Raw genomic sequence first — 19,171 nt, 5'->3', positions numbered from 1 at the left:
ATTTCATCATATATGAAGGAAATACTTTAAATATAGAGAAAATACATCGCACAGCATTCACAAAATCGGTCAAAATGACAGCGGGACATGTGATCGTCTATAAAGCGATGGCTATATATCTTGTGCGTTTCCTGCAAAAACGCTCTTTTTCATTTCAAGTTTTCTGTATAAAAGGGCGAGAAGCATGGACGGTATCGTACAAACAATCATTCCGATAAAGGCATACCGGGGTTCAATTTCATATAAAAAACCTCCGAAAATAGTAAATACCGCAGTGCTCCAGCTGAGAGCAAGCGCTGAATATATACCTTGGGCTTTCGGGATTTGCGCGGGTGAAATATTTTTAATTAAGTATTTCATAAATGCATAGTGTCCCATCGCGAATGAACAGGCATGCAGCGTCTGCGCAAGACAGAAAATGATGACATGCGGAAAGGCAAATACGAGTATCCAGCGTACGGTAGCACCAAGCGCCGCCAGGGCGAGCAAAGAGCCTGCCGTAAATTGATGAAAGTATCGGTCAGCGATTGCAAAGAAGATAATCTCCGCGATAACGGCGATGTTGATGATGATTCCGATGGCATATGCGGGCGCATCGATTTCCTGCAAAAAGAGATAACCGTAATTGTAGTAAGATGCATGTGCCGCCTGCAGTAAGATAACGATTGCGAGCACCAGACCGAAATATTTAATGCGGAATAAGGCAAACATGCCCTCTTTTCTTGCACGGTCTGTTTCCGGCCGTTTTGAAAGAACAGCTGGCGCATGCATAAAGCTTAGGGATGCGAATATCAGGGTGCCCAAAAGCAGTGCCCATAAAATCGCTTGATCTCCGAATATACCTGTAAAGACGGACAGGATGACGCCGGCTGAAACAAAACCCGCGGATCCCCACTGTCGGCTAGTCCCATAAGCCTTTAATTCGTTATGCTGTACAAGGACGCCGCAAGCGCTGTCTAAAGCAGGCATTAAAGCCGGGTAAAACACATGCAACACTAATGTGACAAGAAGCAGGCTTTGAAAAGAATCAGCCGGAATATAACATAAAAGTGCGAGAAGCGTCCCGATTCTGGCGCCGTTTAATAAGGCTTTGCTACTGAATTTTCCTGATAAATAAGGGAAGAAAAATAATGTGGAAATCCCTCTTGCCGCCAGGCCCAGACTCATAATGAAACTGGCTTCGGATACGGAAACCCCTTTTATATGCACCATCCATCCCGTCCAATAGGGCAGAAAAACACCCCATGTCATAAAAAAACAAAAAAAATGCAGACTCATCCAGCGATATGCTTTCATTCCCGTTCCTCCTTTCATTGGCATGTTATCATGTAAGGACATAAAGACAATATGAGATATCTCATATTTTTGGGGTGGACGATGGAAATTTATAAAGGCGAGAAAAAGCGGCATCAGTTAAAAAAACACTCAATCGCGCATTTATTCTCTTTCCCCGCTGAAGAGTTTATGGAAGTGCGCGAATATGAGCGGGACGAATGGATTATTCAAGAGGGCAGGAGACCTGACTTCCTGTTTTACGTGATTGAAGGAAAAGCGAAAATATATGTAACCCACCAAAACGGGAAAGTCTCTTTAATTAATTTTATCAACAAAAATGATTACATCGGAGAGATGGAACTATTACATGAAGGGTATTACACAAAAGGAATTCAAGCCTCAGCGAAGACTGTTTGTTTTGCTCTGCCTATTTACCGCTGCCGCGCGCAATTGCTGCAGGATGCGAAATTCCTGCGTGAGCTGGCTAAGTTTTTAAGTGCTAAGGCAACGCTTATGGCTTCGAAATATTCACAAAGTCTGGCGTTCCCGCTTGAAAACCGGCTTGCTGATTTTATTTTGCAGACGGCTTATAAAGGGGTTTATAAAGAGAAGCACGTAACGGTCTGTGATTATTTGGGTGTATCTTACCGTCATCTCTTGCATGTGCTGACGCAATTCTGCCAAAAAGGGTATTTGCAAAAAGAAGGGCGGGGCTATCAAATGAAGCAGTATGATTCATTGTATGAACTTGCAGAAGCGCTGCAGAATAAGTAGCACGCCCAGAAAAAACAGCCATCCGCAAATTACGGATGGCTGTTTTGATTATACAAGCTGAGCTTGGTTTTTTCGTGCCTGTTTCGCGGCGTCGACCATATTTTTTAATGCCGCAACGGTTTCTTCCTGCTGTCTTGTTTTCAGTCCGCAGTCCGGGTTTACCCAGAAGCGGTCAGTCGGACACACTTCAAGCGCGTCATCAATAATTTGATAGATTTCTTCAGTTGCCGGCACACGCGGGCTGTGAATGTCGTATACACCGAGTCCGAGGCCTTTCACGTAAGGATGTTCTTTCAGGTACTCTAAAAATCCTCCGTGGCTTCTGCTGTGTTCGATTGTAATGACATCCGCGTCAAGATCATTGATCGTATCTACGATATCTTCAAAGTTGCTGTAACACATATGCGTATGAATCTGCGTCTCGTTTCGCACAGAAGATGTCGTTAACCGGAATGCTTCTGCGGCCCAAGTTAAATATTCATCCCAATCCTGCGTTTTTAACGGCAGTCCTTCGCGGAGCGCGGGTTCATCCACTTGGATAATCTGAATACCGGCATCTTCAAGCGCTTTTACTTCTTTTCTGAGGGCGAGCCCGATCTGGAAGGCGATTTCTTTTCTTGAAATATCCACACGCGGGAATGACCAGTTTAAGATGGTGACAGGTCCCGTCAGCATGCCTTTCATGTGTTTTTCAGTCAGCGATTGGGCGTAGACCGTATCTTTTACCGTCATCGGTTCGATAAATTCGACATCTCCGAAAATGACAGGCGGACGTACGCAGCGTGAACCGTAAGACTGCACCCATGCATATTTCGTAAAGGCGAATCCGGCCAGTTTTTCACCGAAGTATTCGACCATATCCGTCCGCTCAAATTCTCCGTGAACGAGCACGTCTAAGCCGATTTCTTCCTGAATGTCAACCCAGCGCTTCGTTTCCGCATTAATAAAGGCTTGGTACTGTTCATCCGTCCAATCTTTTTTCCGCCATTTTTGCCGTGCGCTCCGCACCTCGGCAGATTGAGGGAAGCTTCCGATTGTCGTCGTCGGCAGAAGAGGAAGACCGAGTGATTCATTCTGCAGCGCCAATCGTTCTTCAAAGCTTGCCGGACGGGAGAAATCTTTTTCCGTCAGCTGATTCAGCTCTTCTTTTTGAGCTGAGTTCGCTCCTGTTGCGAATGCTTTTAAAGCCTTAAGTGCCGCTTTTGATTCTTCGATCTGCTCATTGACGGCCGCTTTGCCGGACAGAAGCCCTTCTTTTAAGACGCCGAGTTCCGCCAGTTTTTCTTTAGCGTATGACAGGCCGTTCAGCAAATCCTTTTCAAGATGCTCGTCAGGGTGTTTCGCCACCGGCACGTGCAGAAGACTGCTTGAAGGCTGAATCCATAACTCCTCAACATCAGCGTGGCTGAGGATATCCAAAGCTGCATCAAGGCGTTCTTCAACATCGATTTTCCAAATGTTCCGGCCGTCGACCACACCGGCTGCCAGCACTTTATCTTTCGGGAAGCCGTGCTTTTTCAATTGCTCAAGGTTTCTGCCTTTATCATGCACGAAATCAAGTCCGATTCCTTGTACAGGATAAGAAACGAGTTCTTCATATGCATCAACCGAATCAAAGTATGTCTGCAGGAGGACATTCAGCCCTGAGAGCTCTTTTGTGATCGCTTCATAGAGGTCTTTGGCGGCGCGGACGTCTTCAGAAGAAGCTGTCACAAGGGCAGGCTCATCAATCTGAACCCATTTGACGCCTTCTGCTTCAAGTTCTTTCAGAAGCTGCACATAAAGAGGAACAAGGCGTTTTTGAATCGCTTTCGCTTCTGATTCTTCGTATCCTTTCGCAAGCGTGACGAATGTATATGGACCGACGATGACAGGTTTCGTTTCCGCTCCGAATTCTTCTTTGATCCGGCGGTAGTCATCAAGCTGTTTATTTCTCGTCAGACGGAATTCAATACTTTCGTCATATTCAGGAACGATGTAATGGTAGTTGGTATTGAACCATTTCGTCATTTCACTGGAAACGGCGTCTTTTACACCGCGGGCAATCGCAAAGTATGTATCAACGGGATCCGTGATGCTTCGGAATCTCTCCGGAATCCAGTTAAAGCTGACGGCGGTATCAAGCACATGGTCATAATGGGTGAAATCAGAGACCGGCACGATATCGATATGTTGGTCAAGCTGGGTTTTGACAGCTGATAAGAATAAGCCGTCAAGCTCTTTAAGAAACGTTTCTTTATCAGTGTTTCCTTTCCAATAAGCCTCAAGTGCTTTTTTCCATTCTCTGTTCAAGCCGATTCTCGGAAAACCGAGGTTCGAAGTTTTGATTGTTGTCATTAAGTCTCCTCCTTTAAGTGAGATGTAACAAAAAAGCCTCTTTCTCATGAGAGAAAGAGGCTTTAACTTCAAAATGCAAGCCTCTCTTATCTCTCAGATCACGTCTGATGGAATTAGCACCGTGCCTTATGAGACAATTGTCTCGGCGCAAAAATCACGCGCCCCATTTCACAATGGAATTACGGTCGGTTGCTGTTGGGGTCAAAAGGCCAATCCCTCGCCCAACTCTCGATAAGAGAAAGTATTTCAATTTTTTTGAAAAGTTACATCATTTGTTGGTTATCTTATCAGCTTATTCAGATCACTGTCAATAGAAAATCTCACAATTTAAAAATTGGTGATGTGACAAACTGATCAATCATTATACGAGAAAAATATCAGAAAGACAGCAGCTGCGCCTGTTCGGCTCTTTCCATCAGCACTTCAGGCGCGTCTAAATACAGAAATCCGTTCCCGGCCAATGTTTTGGCGATGTCCAAAGGAAGGGTCCGCCGCACGAGCTGGGCGTAGACTTCAGCCTCAGAAAGCGTCCGCTGAAACGCGTCCTGTTCAAGCCCTTTTATTAAGGCAAGCGCTCCGCTCACATGCGGGGCGGCCATTGAAGTGCCCGTCAGCTTCCCGTATTTATGGTTGGGAAGGGTGGAGAGAATATTTTCTCCCGGAGCCACCAGGTCAATCTCTTTATTAGCGTTTGAAAATTCAGACGATTTACGGGCGATTGAGACTGATCCGACTGCGATCACTTCGTTGTAAGCGGCCGGATACGACAGTTCCTCTGTACGCTCGTCTCCGTCGCCTTCGTTTCCTGCCGCGCAAACGACCAGAACACCGCTGTTTACCGCATTTGTGACGGCTTCTTTCAATTCAGGCACATCGTTCGGCCCGCCGAGTGACATGGAAATAATGTCCGCCTTTTGTTCAACGGCGTAGTTGATGCCGTTAATGATCCATTCGTATTTGCCGCTGCCGTTTTGACCGCCGAGAACTTTAACGATTAAAAGGCTTGCTTCCGGCGCGACACCCGAAATTCCGCCGTTTGAATCATTGGCTGCAATCGTTCCGGAAACGTGTGTCCCGTGTCCGTTGTAATCGGAAATCACGTCTTCTTTGCCTCCGTCATCATCGGTGAAGTTTTTCCCGCCGACAATCCGGTCTTTCAAATCAGGATGATTGATGTCGCAGCCTGTGTCAAGCACCGCGATTTTAATATCCTTGCCTTTAAACCCTTTTGCCCACAACTCTGGCGCCTTAATCACTTTAATCCCCTCAGGAAGCTCGTTCACATCCATGATCTGTTCATCCGTGACATAAGGAATCAAATGCATTTCACCATTCATAAAAAAGCCCTCCTTTTTTATGCTTGCGAGTGGATACAAGGGTGTTGCTACTATTTTATGGCAGAGCATGCCGGCCGGAAAGAGTCATTTGAAGCATTTTCATAAAAAAGGCGTAATCTATCGTACTAAAAAATTTCAAATAAATGGATAGTTTAACAGCTTTCATTTTCATTCATGACCCGCTGACGCTATAATTGGAAATGGGAAAGGAGAAGAGATATGAAGATAAGTGAAGCATTATACAGCTATTTTTCAGAACAAGTGGATCAAATTGCGAAAGAGTGGATCGAAACGATGGAAGATTCGGATCCGAATTCGATTTATTCTTTGACAAATCCCGTCATCACAGAAGAACTGACGGAGCAGGATAAAGAATTTTACCGGCATATTAATAAAATGTATATCATGCCGGAAAAAGAATTTTTAGAAGAGTTCGAGCGGTGGGTGATTGAGCTTGCGAAAGACCAGAAGCATCTGGATACTCCCATCCAGTATGTGGTCCGTGAATTCATGAGAAATCGGAGACTATACATCAGTTATTATGATGCGTTTGCCGATAAACATGAATCTTCGTTTGCTCAGGGAGAAAGGAAGAAATGGGAGAATTTAATTACGCAAGTATTTGATTTTACGATTTACACGTTTGTCGATCATGCTGAGCATAACTCAAAAATGCAGCTGAATGCGCAAAGAGAAATGATTTTGGAGTTAAGCTCGCCGGTTATCACGCTGAGCAAACGGACGGCGCTGCTGCCGCTTGTCGGCGATATTGACACGGAGCGCGCCAAATTCATTCTTGAAAATACGCTGAGCACATGTGCAAAACGGCTGATTGAACATCTGTTAATTGACCTGTCGGGTGTAGTGGTTGTCGATACGATGGTGGCGCATCAGATTTTTAAATTAATTGAGGCGCTGAAATTGATCGGCGTCACGTCCACTTTATCCGGAATCAGGCCGGAAATCGCTCAAACCGCCGTACAGCTCGGCATTAATTTCTCAGATATTACGGTCAAGTCCAATCTCGCTCAGGCTCTCAATTATCATCAATAACATACATAACAAAACAGGCTGCCGAATCACTCCGGCGGCCTGTTTTTATACAAACAACAATGAAATGAGCCAGCTTGCGCCGAATAACAGAAGCACGAGCAGGAAAAAGCACCAGTCGGCGCGGCGCACAGTAACAGTTCTGTAAAACGTGCGGTTTCGGCTCCCCGTAAAGCCTTTAGATTCCATCGCGATCGCCGTGCGTTCCGCCTTTCTGATTGCGCCTGCCAATAGCGGAATGGTGAAGCGCCTGAAGGCGGAGAGCTTTCCTTTCAGCCCGGAATCAGACGCCGCACCCCTGATTCTGTGCGCCTGCCGGATGATCAGGATTTCATCTTTCAGAAGAGGGAGAAACCGGAATCCCGCGATAACGCCGTATGCAAGCTTGGGCGGCAGCTTACACTGCTGAATCAGACTGAGCATGAACAGAATCGGATCGGTTGTAAAAAGAAACATCATCGACAAAGCAGAAAAACATAAAATACGAAACGCGATAGAAATCCCGAGCGCCGCATTATCAATGTTGACGGCAATCGGCCCGAGCTTAAACAGCAGATTGCTTCCGGTTGTCGGGACGTTTCCGAATACGGCGGCTGTCCATAAAGAACCGAAGGCCAGAATGACAAATGGAATCGTGAACAGCAGCCATTTTTTCAGCGGCACACGCCCCGCTGAGAGGACGCCTCCCGCAATGATGATATAAAACAAAGCAGGGGTGTACGGATTATAAATAAACGACAGCATAATGACGCATAACAATACAGCCGCCGCCTTTATTGACGGGTTAACAGCCTCCAGCCGCAAGTTCATTTCTCCGCCTCCTGTCGTGTTTCATCCATTCATACCGCAGCGGCAAAGCCAAATGTGCCTGCTCGGCGATCCCGATGTTATCAGAAAACAAAGCGTCGGGAGTTCCCCGGAATACCAGTTTCGTGCCGCAGAGCACAAGGATCGTGTCGGCATAATCCGAGACGAGTTCCATATCGTGTGTCACCATCAAAACAGCCGTTCCTTCCTTTTGAATCTCACGGAGCATTTGCATACACTCCCGCGCCGTTTTGGCATCCTGTCCGAAAGTCGGTTCATCAAGCATCAAAACGTTCACATTGTGCATAAGCATCGTCGCGACGCTGAGCCGGCGTTTTTGTCCTTGGCTTAAAGAAAACGGATGCTGTGAGGCATGGCGTCTCAGGCCGAATCGGGTTAACAGCTGAAGAGCTTTCTCCTTTGCGGCTCTGTTGCTTTCAAAACCGAACATCAGCTCTTGAATGACGGAATCTGTGACAAACTGGTGTTCAGGATTTTGGAAAACATATCCGATCTGTCGCCGCAGCTCTTTTTCAGAATAGGAATCAATCGGTCTGCCGCCTATTTTGATGTCTCCGCCCAGCGGACGGATGAGCTTGGCCGCGGCAGAAAGGAGCGTGGATTTTCCTGTTCCGTTAGGGCCGGCAATCGCGGTGATTGAACCTTTTTTTACGGAAAAGCTCACATCCTGAAAAATGACGTCTGCTCCTCTTGAGAATGACAGCCCGTGAACGCTCAGCGCGTCTTCTGCCGAAAGCGCAACGGGCCTGGGTTCAGGCAGAGATGGTACAGGTTCGTGAAACAGATTTTCTTTACACAATGTAAAAGGAATGCTGACGTGCTCCTGCAATGAGATCACACGCGGAATCGGAATGCCGAGCTGCATCAGCTCTTCAATCTTGGTTTCAAAGATAACATCCGTCTCTCCGTCCATCACCTTCTGACCCGTTTCGTCAAGCACAATCGTCCTGTCCATCCACGGCGCCCAGTGATCAAGCTGATGTTCGATAACGAGAAGGCCGAAGCCTTTTTTTGCTTGAAGATCTTTGATCAGCCGCACTAATTCACGTGCGGAATATGGATCAAGCTGTTCCGTCGGTTCGTCCAAAATAATGAGTTCCGGTTCCATTGCAATGATACAGGCAAGCGCCACTTTTTGTTTTGAACCGCCTGACAGCGAAGCGATCGTTCGCGTTTTCAGATGAGTGATCTCTAATTTTTCTAAAACGTCATCGATGATTGCGTCCATATCTTCTTTTGTATATTGCAAATTTTCCAGGCCGAAGGCGATTTCATCTTCAACCGTCAGCATGCAAAACTGCTGGTCCGGATCTTGAAACACGACGCCGATGGATCTGGCGGCGGGTTCTGTCAGATGTGAAAGAGGTGTTCCGTATAAAGAAACGGTTCCCGATTGAACCCCATCGCATGCTTCCGGGTACAGACCGTTTAAACAGAGAGCGAGCGAGCTTTTGCCGCATCCGCTCGGCCCGAGCAACAAAGCCCGCTCTCCTTTGCGGAGCTGAAAGGACACGTTTTGAAAAATCGGCTTTTCATCCTGATCATAAGAAAAGGTAAGACGGCCGGCGGATAGAAGGGGTTCAGATGCCTGCATCTTGGTTCACCTGTTTCTTTTTCTTCTTGAATTGTTTTCCGAGCGCCATGCCGTTCAGCACTCCTGTGTAAGCCAGCGCATCACTGATTGCTTTGCCGAGAAGGCCGGCAAGAAGCGCACCTGAGACCAGACGGATGAGAAGCATGACGGCTAATAAACCCGGATTCAAAACAGAGTATCCGGAAACGAACAAGTCATAAATGAAGCTTGTCACAGAAGACCCCATACCGGATAAAAGAAGCACGGGCAGGGTATACACCCGCCAGCGTGTCGCTAAAAAGACCGCTTCCGCACCGATTCCCTGTGCGATCCCGATCAGAATCACCATCGGTCCTGACGGATTTCCGAGTAAGCACTCCACAAACGCGGCGATGATTTCAGAAACGAGAGCCGCTCCCGGTTTTTGAATAATGTACGCGGCAATCACCGAGACGATAAACCAGATACCGTAAATCGGTTCATAACTCATCCGGCCGAAAAATCCTGCCGCTATATTGCTTGCATGAGTTGATACTAAATAAATGACAGCAAATACAACACTGATGACGGACATGACGACAATTTCTCTCATTTTCCAATTTTTCATTGTGATCTCCTGCTTTCTTATCGGATAGTTGTTTGTATGAAAGAGTTGATTTTACGAAAGACGATTGATCGTAAGTTTCATATTGCGGTGTCCTCCCCCGTTTTTTAATGAAAAATAAAAAACTGCATATCCGAGGGAATATGCAGCAGCAGAACGAAAACGCATGGGGAAAAACCCTGCGCTCCGGTCAATCTGCACTTCCCCACGCTGGTATTATCCAGATCGGGTTATAAGGGATCAAAACACGCCTGCCGCATGTTTTATCTCAGCCGATAACAGCACCCCTAGTGCGTTTCCTATACAGTTTTTTATGATGACATCATCATAGTTGATCATGTCTGATTTGTAAACAGCCTTTCTCCGAACAGAGTTTGGAATCGGACCGGAGGATCATTCATAAAGATAAGAAGACCCCTTTTGATCAAAAGGAAACGGAGGACATCTATGTTTGTTCATACAGTGCAGTCTGGCGACTCGTTATTTTCCATCAGCAGAAAGTACGGATATCCTGTTGACAGCATCAGAAGCGTCAACGGGCTTGAGGAAACGAATATCGTGCCGGGACAGGCGCTTTTAATCCCCATTAATGAATATACGGTTCAGCCGAATGATACGTATGCCGTTATCGCAGGTAAGGCTTATGTGCCGCAGATGCAGCTGATGCAGGCAAACCCGGATATTCCGCCGAACCGGCTGCGGACGGGTATGAAAGTGAAGATCCCTGATATCTCTAACTATCTTGCGGGAACCCTGCAATTTTATGTCATTCGGACGCCTGAAGCGGATAGAGAGCTCATTAATGATTTTGCGCCGTATTCTTCGGCGATTTCTTTGTTTGAATATCATTTCGGCCCGAACGGAGATATCATGAACGATTTAAACGACAGAACCGCAATAGAAACCACATGGCAGAACAGAGTGCGCCCGCTTGCCGTCATTACGAATCTGACAGAAGGGGGATTCAGTCCGGAATTAGCCCATCAAGTGCTGCAAAATCCGGCGGCAAGAACGAATCTCGTCAACAATATCGTCTCCTTAACCGTAAGAAAGGGATACGGCGGTGTAAATATCGATTTTGAACGGGTCAGAGAAGCTGACAGGGATCTCTTCACAGGATTTCTCCGGCAGTTAAAAACCCGGCTTTCAGAGCATCAGCTCGCGTTAACGATATCGGTTCCGGCGAAAACAAGTGATGCAGTGCCGTGGCTGAGGGGATATGATTACGGCGGAATCGGAGCCGTCGTCGATTATATGTTCATTATGGCGTACGACTGGCACCACGCCGGCAGTGAGCCGGGACCCGTGGCGCCTTTAACAGAGGTCAGGCAAACGATCAATTTTGCCATCAGCAGGGTGCCGAGAAGAAAAGTGATTCTCGGTGTTCCGCTGTACGGGTATGATTGGGTGATTCCGTACCGTCCGGGAACGATCGGATCCGCCATCTCCAATCAGCGCGCCATGGAAACGGCGATGAAGCATCAATCAATGATCCGTTATTCCCAGCAGGAGCGTTCCCCTTACTTCCGGTATACTGATGAAAATGGAAGAACGCATGAAGTGTGGTTTGAGGATGTACGGAGCATGAGTGAAAAAATGGTTCTCGTTCGGGAGTTCGGACTGCAGGCGATCGGCGCGTGGCAATTAACGCTCGGTTTCAAACCGGGCCCGTGGCTGCTTAGGAACTTTTTCACGATCCGAAAAATATAGCTGCATGTCCCTCTCCGTAAGTGATTTTTTCTTTCCTATGATAACGGAGCTTCTTTTGGACAATCTAAAATTGAAAAGGAGGTCTGTCATATGAAGAAAAGGGAAGAGCAGTATATCAACGAGGCTGAGTATGTACCGCACCCGACGAAAGAAGGGGAATACGCGCTCATGCTGCATGAATCCTATCATTTCCTTTCAGAAGAGGATGAAAGCGATTTGCCGGAATAAGGGTTTTATGCCTTTATTCCGTTTATTTTATAGGCATGTGCTGAAATCACAAATTTAAGGTTGACACATTCCTTTTTTTTCTGTAATCTCAGTGTGTCAATTCAAATAAGAACTTCGTTAGGTGAGGCTCCTGTATGGAGATACGCTGCTGCCCAAAAATGTCCAAAGACGCCAATGGGTCAACAGGAATCATCGACATAAGGTGATTCTTAACGCAGCTGGATGGCTGTCCTATGCCATACAGTGCTAAAGCTCTACGATTGGAGGCCCCGCACGTTTATTTGCCGTGCTTGTTTTCGCCTTCATATCGGAAGGTTTTTTTTTATGCCTCAAAACGTACACGACTGAGCATGATAAGGAGGTGCGGAGTATGGATTCTCCCCATTCGAGTATGTCAGAAGAAGTACCCATATACAGCCAGATAACCAGTGACGACATGATGAGGAGACAAACCGCCGCACTTCCCTTGACGGACGGCGCGTCTCCGTAAAGGAGGTACGAGTCCCGATGGTCCAAAACATGACCTATGACGAACTCATATTACGCATTATCATTTTATTGCGGGACGGAAAAATAAAAGAATTCCGAAACATGATAGATGAGCTTCAGCCCTATGACATGGCATTTTTATTTAAAGAAATGCCGGAAAAGCACCGGGCCCGCTATCTGTCATATATGACGGTTGATGACATCACCGACATGATCGGAGAACTGGAGCGGGAATTTCAGCTTGCCGTTTTGCATAAAGTCGGTAAAACGAAAGCCACTCTCGCAATGAATAAAATGGATAACGACGATCTCGCCGCTTTGCTGGAAGAGATGGATGAAGAACTGAAAGAACAGCTTTTATCCAGCATGGAGGCTGAGGAATCAAAGGCCGTACAGCTTTTGATGAACTATCCGCAAGAATCGGCGGGCCGGATGATGACGAACCGCTTCGTCTGGATTCCGCAGCATTATACAGTAAAAGATGCGGTCGTGAAGCTGAAAAGCTTTGCGGAAATCGCAGAATCAATTAACTACTTGTACGTGATTAATGACAGCAAGCAGCTTGTCGGAGTGCTCTCTTACAGAGATTTAATTCTCGGCGAGCCTGACGATAAAGTGCAGGATCTCATGTTTACGCGTGTCATCTCGGCCGGGGTGCTCCAAGACCAGGAAGAAGTCGCCCGGCTGATCCAGCGGTATGACTTTTTAGCCATTCCCATCGTGGAAGAAAATAATGTGCTTGTCGGTATTGTCACTGTCGATGATATTATTGACGTCGTGATTAAAGAAGCCGATGAAGATTACGAAAAATTCGCAGCCTCCGGTAAGGCGATTACATTTGATACGAAAGCATACGTGGCGGCGTACCGACGTTTGCCTTGGCTCATTCTGCTTTTGTTTATCGGATTGATTTCCGGAAGCATTCTGAATTATTTTGAAGATACATTGCAAAAAGTAGTCGCCCTCGCGTTTTTCATGCCGATGATCGCGGGAACGACGGGTAATACAGGCACACAGTCACTCGCCGTCGTCATCAGAGGACTGGCTAAAGAAGAAATGAATAAAAAAACCATCTTTAAACTGATTTTCCGTGAATTAAGAACCGGTATCTACATCGGCATCGTCTGTGCGATCGCGATAACGATTGTCGCAACCGTCTGGCAGAAAGACTTAACGCTCGGTTTTGTCGTCGGTTCATCGCTGCTTGCAACGTTGATTATCGGTACGATGGCCGGAACGATCGTCCCTATTATTCTTCATAAACTGAACATTGACCCGGCGATTGCGTCAGGCCCGCTGATTACGACACTGAACGATATTTTGTCCTTATTAATTTATTTCGGCATTGCAACTGCATTTCTTCATGCTTTATAAAAAAAGTCCGTCTCACAGGAGGCGGACTTTTTTGATCAGCGGTTTTTATACTTAAAATGAGCATTAAGCTGTCCTTCCAGCATTTTTTTGCGGAGCTGCGGGTCGTTTTTGAGAGCCTGTTCTTTTTTCCGCATGTCTTTTAAAATCTCGGCCGTCTGCACGCCGTCTTCCCGCTTGTTGGCAATATCCATCAGCCGCTCAACGTCCGCGAAGGAATACTTTCTCGTTCCCCGTGATGATCGCTGCGGGTAGATTAATTTCCGTTCTTCATAGTATCTGATCTGTCTGACTGACAATCCGGTTAATTCGCTTACAATGCCGATCGAGATTACTTTTTTATCTTTGTAAGATTGTTCGTCTGTCGTCATTTTTCCACCCCTGGATGTCTTTTACTCATATTATATAAGAAAAAAAGAGAAAAAACCTGACGCTTGTCAGGTTTTCTGACGCGGAATAGAAAATTTTAGAAAAAAAGCGGCAGAAAAATTGACAAGGTTAATGCATGGTTCTGTGCCCCCGTTTTATGCTTATTGTACAGATACAATGAGGAGGAAGGATAGGAATGGAGAAAGAAAAAGCGGTTTCGCTGGCAAAAGAAATCATTGAATTAGATATGAAACGCGATGAAATGCTGGAGGCGTTCATGCAGCTTGCCGGGGAACACGCTTTTCCGCTGTTCAGAGCCGTCCAGAACGGACTTTACCGAAAAACATCATAATCTACAGAAGTTTTACAATGGCTTTATACATCTTTGATATAAAAGCGTTATTCTGATCATAGAATAACGGAAAACAAAGGAGGCCGTCATGAGTCGTTTGCTTCAAAATGCATTGGATAAAGAGAGAAACCATTATTCCAAAAAGCTTCTGCAGATCGGAGTCTATACGAAAGAAATACTTAATTCCATGACAATTACGGAGCTGAGAAAGGAATACGCGTATTTTTTTCGGAACATTCCCTATAAAGAACGGAACCCTTATACAAATTAAATGATGTATAAGGGTATTTTTTTATATAAAAAAGAAGGAATTCTGAAAAACGGCACGAATAGAATATAAAACAAAGAACGACTCTTATGAATTGTAAGGGTTTACATTATTTTTTTATAAAAATCTTAAATACGGGGTAGATATGATGAGATTATCATTTAACGAAGAAGAAGTGATGCGTTCGATGAATTTGTACAAAGTTTTTGCAAGGGCTTTCAAGAGTGTGTCTGAACACAGTATCCGCGACAGTAAAGAACACGGTTTTAATCCGACTGAATTTGCCGTTTTGGAGCTGCTCTATACGAGAGGACCGCAAAAGCTTCAGCAAATCGGGTCGCGTCTTTTGCTTGTCAGCGGGAATGTCACCTATGTCATCGACAAGCTTGAAAGAAACGGGTTTTTGGTCAGAGAACAAGACCCGAAGGACAAACGGTCTGTTTACGCCCATTTAACTGATAAAGGAAACGAGTATTTGGATAAAATTTATCCGATTCATTCATTGAGAATTGCGAGAGCGTTTTCAGGACTTATGCCTGAGGAACAGGAACAGCTGATAGCCTTACTGAAAAAAGCGGGAATTCACAGCCAGCATTTGCTTTTCCGTTAAAAGAAAGCGGATACAGACACTCTTCTTCACGAAGAGTGTTTTTTTCTGTTCCGGACAGTAGAGCCTGACGCGGTTTTTGCATAAGCTGATACAGGGCGGCATCATTATTTACCAATCATAATGTGACATGCCCCATGCCAAAATATGAGGGTGCTTTGAATATAAAGAAGGTGAACATGTGAGAAGCTGTCTGCTGTCTATATGGTACTTACTTGATCCGCTTTATTTCTTCTTTACCCGGCTGACGCTGATTGATAAACGGCAATCGAATGTATTCCGCGTCCGTTTGACTAGATATAAAGGAAAAGAAGTCATCCTGAGCGACGGAACCAGGATTAAAAAAAACGACGTGTTAGTTAAGATTCATCTTCATAATGTCAAACTCCTGAAAGAGCTGCAGCCTATTGAAAGCGCGGTCAGAAGGGGGATTATGCTATATCAGAAGGTATATCAATCCATGCCTCATTTAGCGGATTATATTAACCAGCATAAACGGAAAGACGAGATTAAGGGAGTCGTCGGCATTACAATGCTTCATAAAGGAGCGGCGAGACTCGGTTTTGATGTGATAAAACCGTCCAGCGGCTGCTACAGGCTGTTTAAGAAAGCGGCCCATATTCCCATTTTATACTTTACTGCAAAACAGCTCACCCTCAAAAACATTCCTTACTCCTGCTATTTATTTATTTCCAAAGAAAAATTGATGTGCACGTATCAGACTGAAAAGAGCTGACCAAAAGCGTCAGCTCTTTCTCTTGATTTGCTCAAGCACGATTGAAAGCGGGCCGTCCTGCGGATTCCGGTAAAAATCATAAAACGGATCTCCCTCTGTCCTGACGCGGTTCACTACTGTATCGATCGTATAATCATCAGGTGTTAAAGAGGAGTTGACTTCGCTCCAATAAAGGGGAGCCGCAACCGTTCCCAATTCGTTGCCCCGGGTCGAATAGGGGGCGATAATGGTTTTCCCTTCGGCATGCTGCAAATAATCTAGGTAGAGCCTGCCGTTTCGGTTTTTGATAAACCGCTCTGTCGTAAAAAGATCCGGGCGCGTCCTGACGCAATAATCGGCGATGAGCATTGTGAACGCACGGGTTTCTTCATAGGTGAATGCTTCCGGTGAAAGCGGGATGTAGAGCTGAATGCCTTTATTTCCGGAGAGCTTCGGGAATGACGTCATGCTGAATGAGTCAAACAGCTGTTTCAGCACATGCGCAGCCTCCACTGCCATAGGAAAATCATTCCTTGACGGAGGATCAAGATCAATGACGATTTCTGCGGGCCTTTCAGAATGCACTGTCTGAAACGGAACGTGAAATTCAAGCGCCAGCTGATTAGCCAGCCATAGAAGTGACGGTATGCTGCTGCATACGATGTGCTCGTGGCTCCCGTCAAACACGCTTGAGACAAAGTCCGGCGTGTAGTCCGGTTTGTTTTTTTGAAAAAAAGATTCGCCAGGCGCGCCGTGCGGATAACGGATCACCGTGACGGCCCGATCTTTAAGAAAGGGCATCAGAAAATCGCTCATTTTCACCATATAACTAAGGAAATCTGCTTTCGTTTTTTCACGTTTTTTAAAAACGATCTTATCCAGGCTTGTGAACTGCAGCTTCGGCGGCAGCGTTTTAGAGCGGAGGATAAGCTGCTGATACGTGCATTCCATCCAATCCATTTCAAACTGAAAGGACACAAAAGATACTTCACGCAGCGTGTCCTGCAATATGGTTAAATACTGCACGGTCATGCAGATAGAAGGCTCAAGTGTATACTCGCCGCTTTTTTGTTTTTTTCCGTAGGTCTCCATAATGGTTCTGACGGCGTTTTTTTCTTCCGCCTGCATGCCGTGGGAAACGGAAGCGATCGGGACGACGATGCCGTCTTTTAAAACAGAGGCCGTCACATACCCGTTCTTCGGATTGAATCCGGTTAATAGCACGTGAGCCGTTTTCATATGTTTATACTTCTGCCAGTCGGGAGAGCGTTTATTTTCCGCCCATCCGCTGGAAGCCCTTTTGGCTACGATACCTTCTCCGTCATGGCGGACGACCTTGTCCCAAAGCGCATCAAAGTCAGTGTGCTCCGGAATGTATTGAATTGCTTCTTCCGCTAAGTGATGAGGGCAGGCGGGAAGATTTGCTTCTTTAAGCAGATTGGAAAGGGCGCGCTTCCGTTTCACATACGGTAATGAGACGGTGCCGGCGCCTTCCAGAACGAGGAGATCAAATGCCAGAAAGCGGCACGGCCGTCTATCAGCAGTGCTTTTAATTGCTTCGGTCCGTTTTAAACGTCCGCGGATTTGAAGATGCTCAAAGTCCGCCCTGTACGGATTGATTAAATAGACAAGCTCTCCGTCAAGCGTAATGGGGAACCTGTCTTTCATGTGCTGAAAACACCGGGCCGCAAAAGCCGTGATTTCCGGAAATTGATTCGTCAGCGTCTGTCCGTTTCTGCTGGTTAATGTAACGCCGTTTTCGTCTATGCGGAGAAGACAGCGGAATCCGTCATATTTTACCTCATAGCGCCACTCACTGCCTTCAGGCGGTACAGAGGTCAAAATCGGCTGCATCGTCAGCACCATGATTAAGACGTTCCGGCTTTTTGTCTGGTCGTCTTCTGCTTTTTGCCTCCGCCGCCAGTTGACGCTGTGTCTTTTGTCCGTGCCGGTGCAGCCTGTTCGCGATTCGGCCGCTTCGTCCGGTCAATGCTTGCCTGAAGCGCGCTGACAAGATCAATGACATCTTCTCGCGGGCCGGCAGGAGCAGGTGTCACGCCCGCTTCTTCATGTTCGAGCTTATCGTTAATTTTGGCGAGAAGGGCTTTCCGGTATGTGTCTTCGTATTGTTCCGGGTCAAACTCGGTTGTCAGCTCATTAATTAACGTGATCGCCGTCTGCAGCTCTTTTTCATTAACGGCTGTCTGCTCAGGAACGCCCGGCACATGTCCGGCATTTCTGACTTCATCCGGATAATGAATGGATTCCATCACGATGCAGTTGTCATACACGCGAAGAATCGCAAGCTGCTGTTTAGAGCGGATCGTAATGGAGGCAATCCCGATTTTACCCGTCGTCCTCAGCGCTTCCCGCAGAAGTGTATAGGCTTTTGTGCCGTTATCTCCCGGACCGACATAATATGACCGGTTAAAATAAATCGGATCGATTTCCTGCAGCTGGACAAAGTCAACAATCTCAACCGCTTTTTCTTCATGTTCCTGTTTTACGTCTTTCAAGTCTTCGTCTGTCATAATGACGTATTTCCCTTTTACATACTCATAGCCTTTCACGATTTCATCAGGCTCCAGACTCTTTTCACATCCGGTGCAGATTTTTTCGTATTTAATCGGCGCATGGTCTTCTTTATGAAGACTGCGGAATTTTATATCTTTATCTTCAGTGGCCGCAAAGAGCTTGACCGGGATATTGACGAGGCCGAAACTGATCGAACCCTTCCACATCGTGTGCATGAATAAAAACTCCTTTTTGTCTTTATTGTGGATAAACGGGTCCGTTCCATGTGTAGCAACTTATGGGTGATGCGGCGTTCATGGAGCGGCTGTTCCATTTCCTCATGCGGTAATGGCCGGCTAAAAAGGAAATCGCATGTGAATCGGTAAGTTCTTTAAATCGCTGAAGTCCCCGAAAATCATCAATGGTTGATCAAAAAGATTATACAGAATCATTCCCCGGGAAATGCCCACGCATTTCCATGTAGTGACTGAGAGAATTTCCCGCTCCCATAAAACAGATTCGGTGATGGCAAAGATCCCGGCAAAACGCACTGCCCATATGAACTGAATTCCGGTCAGCCGCCGCTTACCGCGAAGGGTAACTTTTCCGGAGATCTTAAGTGATGTAACCGCCGCCAGGAGCAATCAGGAGAAAGGCGGGATGTTGTATTGCGCATGTCATTCCCTCCTTGCTATACCGATCCGAAACGACTCACATTTATAAAGGGCATGTCTAAAAGATATTTCAGCCTCAAGGTTTTGTGTTAAAAT

The 19,171-nt window shown here is 46.2% G+C and carries 18 protein-coding genes and 3 riboswitches; of the genes, 9 read left to right on the top strand and 9 right to left on the bottom strand.

From position 1 onward, the window contains the following. Positions 1-111 precede the first annotated feature (111 nt). Positions 112-1,296, bottom strand: coding sequence for an MFS transporter (locus tag MJQ52_RS04520; RefSeq protein ID WP_094247005.1), 1,185 nt, complete (start codon positions 1,294-1,296; stop codon positions 112-114). A gap of 81 nt (positions 1,297-1,377) precedes the next feature. On the opposite strand from MJQ52_RS04520, the gene yeiL reads away from it, so the two are divergent. Beyond that, a complete protein-coding gene (yeiL, locus tag MJQ52_RS04515; protein ID WP_094247004.1) occupies positions 1,378-2,049 on the top strand; it encodes a transcriptional regulator YeiL in 672 nt (223 codons plus the stop codon). Positions 2,050-2,097: 48 nt separating this feature from the next. On the opposite strand, the gene metE is transcribed toward yeiL, so the two are convergent. Continuing rightward, positions 2,098-4,386 (bottom strand): 5-methyltetrahydropteroyltriglutamate--homocysteine S-methyltransferase, encoded by a 2,289-nt coding sequence (metE, locus tag MJQ52_RS04510; protein WP_094247003.1) that lies wholly within the window; start codon positions 4,384-4,386, stop codon positions 2,098-2,100. 83 nt (positions 4,387-4,469) lie between these two features. Next, a riboswitch (SAM riboswitch) is annotated at positions 4,470-4,624 on the bottom strand. A 139-nt stretch (positions 4,625-4,763) separates the two neighbouring features. Next, positions 4,764-5,723, bottom strand: coding sequence for a S8 family peptidase (locus tag MJQ52_RS04505; protein ID WP_025851741.1), 960 nt, complete (start codon positions 5,721-5,723; stop codon positions 4,764-4,766). Between the two features lie 219 nt (positions 5,724-5,942). On the opposite strand from MJQ52_RS04505, the gene MJQ52_RS04500 reads away from it, so the two are divergent. Then, complete coding sequence (locus MJQ52_RS04500) at positions 5,943-6,776, top strand: STAS domain-containing protein (RefSeq protein WP_094032380.1); 834 nt, start codon at positions 5,943-5,945, stop codon at positions 6,774-6,776. A 45-nt stretch (positions 6,777-6,821) separates the two neighbouring features. Here the strand turns inward: MJQ52_RS04500 and MJQ52_RS04495 are convergent, their stop codons facing one another. Genes MJQ52_RS04495 through MJQ52_RS04485 form a run of 3 tightly spaced genes read right to left on the bottom strand, consistent with a single transcriptional unit; the run spans position 6,822 to position 9,781 of the window. Next, on the bottom strand, positions 6,822-7,583 hold the full coding sequence (locus MJQ52_RS04495) for an energy-coupling factor transporter transmembrane component T family protein (protein WP_094032381.1): 762 nt from the start codon (positions 7,581-7,583) through the stop codon (positions 6,822-6,824). Beyond that, a complete protein-coding gene (locus MJQ52_RS04490) occupies positions 7,558-9,195 on the bottom strand; it encodes an ABC transporter ATP-binding protein (protein ID WP_191073307.1) in 1,638 nt (545 codons plus the stop codon). The genes MJQ52_RS04495 and MJQ52_RS04490 overlap by 26 nt, the downstream gene beginning before the upstream one ends. After that, positions 9,182-9,781: an ECF transporter S component gene (locus tag MJQ52_RS04485; RefSeq protein ID WP_003154744.1), complete on the bottom strand. Its 600-nt coding sequence runs from the start codon at positions 9,779-9,781 to the stop codon at positions 9,182-9,184. The genes MJQ52_RS04490 and MJQ52_RS04485 overlap by 14 nt, the downstream gene beginning before the upstream one ends. A gap of 182 nt (positions 9,782-9,963) precedes the next feature. Further along, positions 9,964-10,077: riboswitch (TPP riboswitch) on the bottom strand. A 148-nt stretch (positions 10,078-10,225) separates the two neighbouring features. Between MJQ52_RS04485 and MJQ52_RS04480 the strand changes: the two genes are divergently transcribed. From MJQ52_RS04480 to mgtE, 3 genes are all read left to right on the top strand, one after another. Then, positions 10,226-11,488 carry a glycoside hydrolase family 18 protein gene (locus MJQ52_RS04480; RefSeq protein ID WP_070081707.1) on the top strand — a complete coding sequence of 421 codons (1,263 nt, stop codon included), beginning with the start codon at positions 10,226-10,228 and terminating at the stop codon, positions 11,486-11,488. A gap of 90 nt (positions 11,489-11,578) precedes the next feature. Next, a complete protein-coding gene (locus MJQ52_RS04475; protein WP_003154740.1) occupies positions 11,579-11,716 on the top strand; it encodes a transcriptional regulator SplA domain-containing protein in 138 nt (45 codons plus the stop codon). Between the two features lie 106 nt (positions 11,717-11,822). Next, positions 11,823-11,988: riboswitch (M-box (ykoK) riboswitch) on the top strand. Between the two features lie 235 nt (positions 11,989-12,223). Next, on the top strand, positions 12,224-13,579 hold the full coding sequence (gene mgtE, locus MJQ52_RS04470) for a magnesium transporter (RefSeq protein WP_014304888.1): 1,356 nt from the start codon (positions 12,224-12,226) through the stop codon (positions 13,577-13,579). A 35-nt stretch (positions 13,580-13,614) separates the two neighbouring features. Here the strand turns inward: mgtE and tnrA are convergent, their stop codons facing one another. Then, positions 13,615-13,947, bottom strand: a complete 333-nt coding sequence (gene tnrA, locus MJQ52_RS04465; RefSeq protein WP_003154734.1) for a MerR family transcriptional regulator TnrA — start codon at positions 13,945-13,947, stop codon at positions 13,615-13,617. 194 nt (positions 13,948-14,141) lie between these two features. Here tnrA and MJQ52_RS04460 point away from each other — a divergent pair, with 194 nt between their 5' ends. The 4 genes from MJQ52_RS04460 (at position 14,142) to MJQ52_RS04445 (ending at position 15,908) form a co-directional block, all read left to right on the top strand. Then, positions 14,142-14,297 (top strand): hypothetical protein, encoded by a 156-nt coding sequence (locus MJQ52_RS04460; protein WP_191073308.1) that lies wholly within the window; start codon positions 14,142-14,144, stop codon positions 14,295-14,297. Positions 14,298-14,385: 88 nt separating this feature from the next. Then, entirely contained in the window at positions 14,386-14,568 is a 183-nt protein-coding gene (locus tag MJQ52_RS04455) for a Fur-regulated basic protein FbpA (protein ID WP_003154731.1), read from the top strand. A 142-nt stretch (positions 14,569-14,710) separates the two neighbouring features. Continuing rightward, positions 14,711-15,175: a MarR family winged helix-turn-helix transcriptional regulator gene (locus tag MJQ52_RS04450; protein WP_007610911.1), complete on the top strand. Its 465-nt coding sequence runs from the start codon at positions 14,711-14,713 to the stop codon at positions 15,173-15,175. 178 nt (positions 15,176-15,353) lie between these two features. After that, on the top strand, positions 15,354-15,908 hold the full coding sequence (locus tag MJQ52_RS04445; protein WP_007407215.1) for a YkoP family protein: 555 nt from the start codon (positions 15,354-15,356) through the stop codon (positions 15,906-15,908). Between the two features lie 9 nt (positions 15,909-15,917). Here MJQ52_RS04445 and MJQ52_RS04440 read toward each other — a convergent pair whose 3' ends face one another. Together MJQ52_RS04440 and MJQ52_RS04435 are read right to left on the bottom strand one after the other, a co-directional pair. Next, positions 15,918-17,753, bottom strand: a complete 1,836-nt coding sequence (locus tag MJQ52_RS04440) for a DNA ligase D (protein ID WP_070081709.1) — start codon at positions 17,751-17,753, stop codon at positions 15,918-15,920. Between the two features lie 2 nt (positions 17,754-17,755). Continuing rightward, positions 17,756-18,637: a Ku protein gene (locus tag MJQ52_RS04435; RefSeq protein WP_070081710.1), complete on the bottom strand. Its 882-nt coding sequence runs from the start codon at positions 18,635-18,637 to the stop codon at positions 17,756-17,758. Between the last annotated feature and the right edge of the window lie 534 nt (positions 18,638-19,171).

It is taken from the genome of Bacillus sp. jun7, from assembly GCF_051034795.1.
GTDB classification, from domain to species: domain Bacteria; phylum Bacillota; class Bacilli; order Bacillales; family Bacillaceae; genus Bacillus; species Bacillus velezensis.
Note: the sequence above shows the minus strand (reverse complement) of the source record. Positions and strands in the feature narration are given on the sequence as shown.

Coding starts and splice junctions, on each gene's coding strand:
- MJQ52_RS04485 (WP_003154744.1), bottom strand. CDS start 9,781: ATGAAAAATTGGAAAATGAGAGAAATTGTCGTCATGTCCGTCATCAGT.
- MJQ52_RS04500 (WP_094032380.1), top strand. CDS start 5,943: ATGAAGATAAGTGAAGCATTATACAGCTATTTTTCAGAACAAGTGGAT.
- MJQ52_RS04450 (WP_007610911.1), top strand. CDS start 14,711: ATGATGAGATTATCATTTAACGAAGAAGAAGTGATGCGTTCGATGAAT.
- MJQ52_RS04435 (WP_070081710.1), bottom strand. CDS start 18,637: ATGCACACGATGTGGAAGGGTTCGATCAGTTTCGGCCTCGTCAATATC.
- MJQ52_RS04440 (WP_070081709.1), bottom strand. CDS start 17,753: ATGGTGCTGACGATGCAGCCGATTTTGACCTCTGTACCGCCTGAAGGC.
- MJQ52_RS04460 (WP_191073308.1), top strand. CDS start 14,142: ATGGAGAAAGAAAAAGCGGTTTCGCTGGCAAAAGAAATCATTGAATTA.
- MJQ52_RS04455 (WP_003154731.1), top strand. CDS start 14,386: ATGAGTCGTTTGCTTCAAAATGCATTGGATAAAGAGAGAAACCATTAT.
- yeiL (WP_094247004.1), top strand. CDS start 1,378: ATGGAAATTTATAAAGGCGAGAAAAAGCGGCATCAGTTAAAAAAACAC.
- MJQ52_RS04490 (WP_191073307.1), bottom strand. CDS start 9,195: ATGCAGGCATCTGAACCCCTTCTATCCGCCGGCCGTCTTACCTTTTCT.
- tnrA (WP_003154734.1), bottom strand. CDS start 13,947: ATGACGACAGACGAACAATCTTACAAAGATAAAAAAGTAATCTCGATC.
- MJQ52_RS04505 (WP_025851741.1), bottom strand. CDS start 5,723: ATGAATGGTGAAATGCATTTGATTCCTTATGTCACGGATGAACAGATC.
- MJQ52_RS04480 (WP_070081707.1), top strand. CDS start 10,226: ATGTTTGTTCATACAGTGCAGTCTGGCGACTCGTTATTTTCCATCAGC.
- MJQ52_RS04520 (WP_094247005.1), bottom strand. CDS start 1,296: ATGAAAGCATATCGCTGGATGAGTCTGCATTTTTTTTGTTTTTTTATG.
- metE (WP_094247003.1), bottom strand. CDS start 4,386: ATGACAACAATCAAAACTTCGAACCTCGGTTTTCCGAGAATCGGCTTG.
- mgtE (WP_014304888.1), top strand. CDS start 12,224: ATGGTCCAAAACATGACCTATGACGAACTCATATTACGCATTATCATT.
- MJQ52_RS04495 (WP_094032381.1), bottom strand. CDS start 7,583: ATGAACTTGCGGCTGGAGGCTGTTAACCCGTCAATAAAGGCGGCGGCT.
- MJQ52_RS04475 (WP_003154740.1), top strand. CDS start 11,579: ATGAAGAAAAGGGAAGAGCAGTATATCAACGAGGCTGAGTATGTACCG.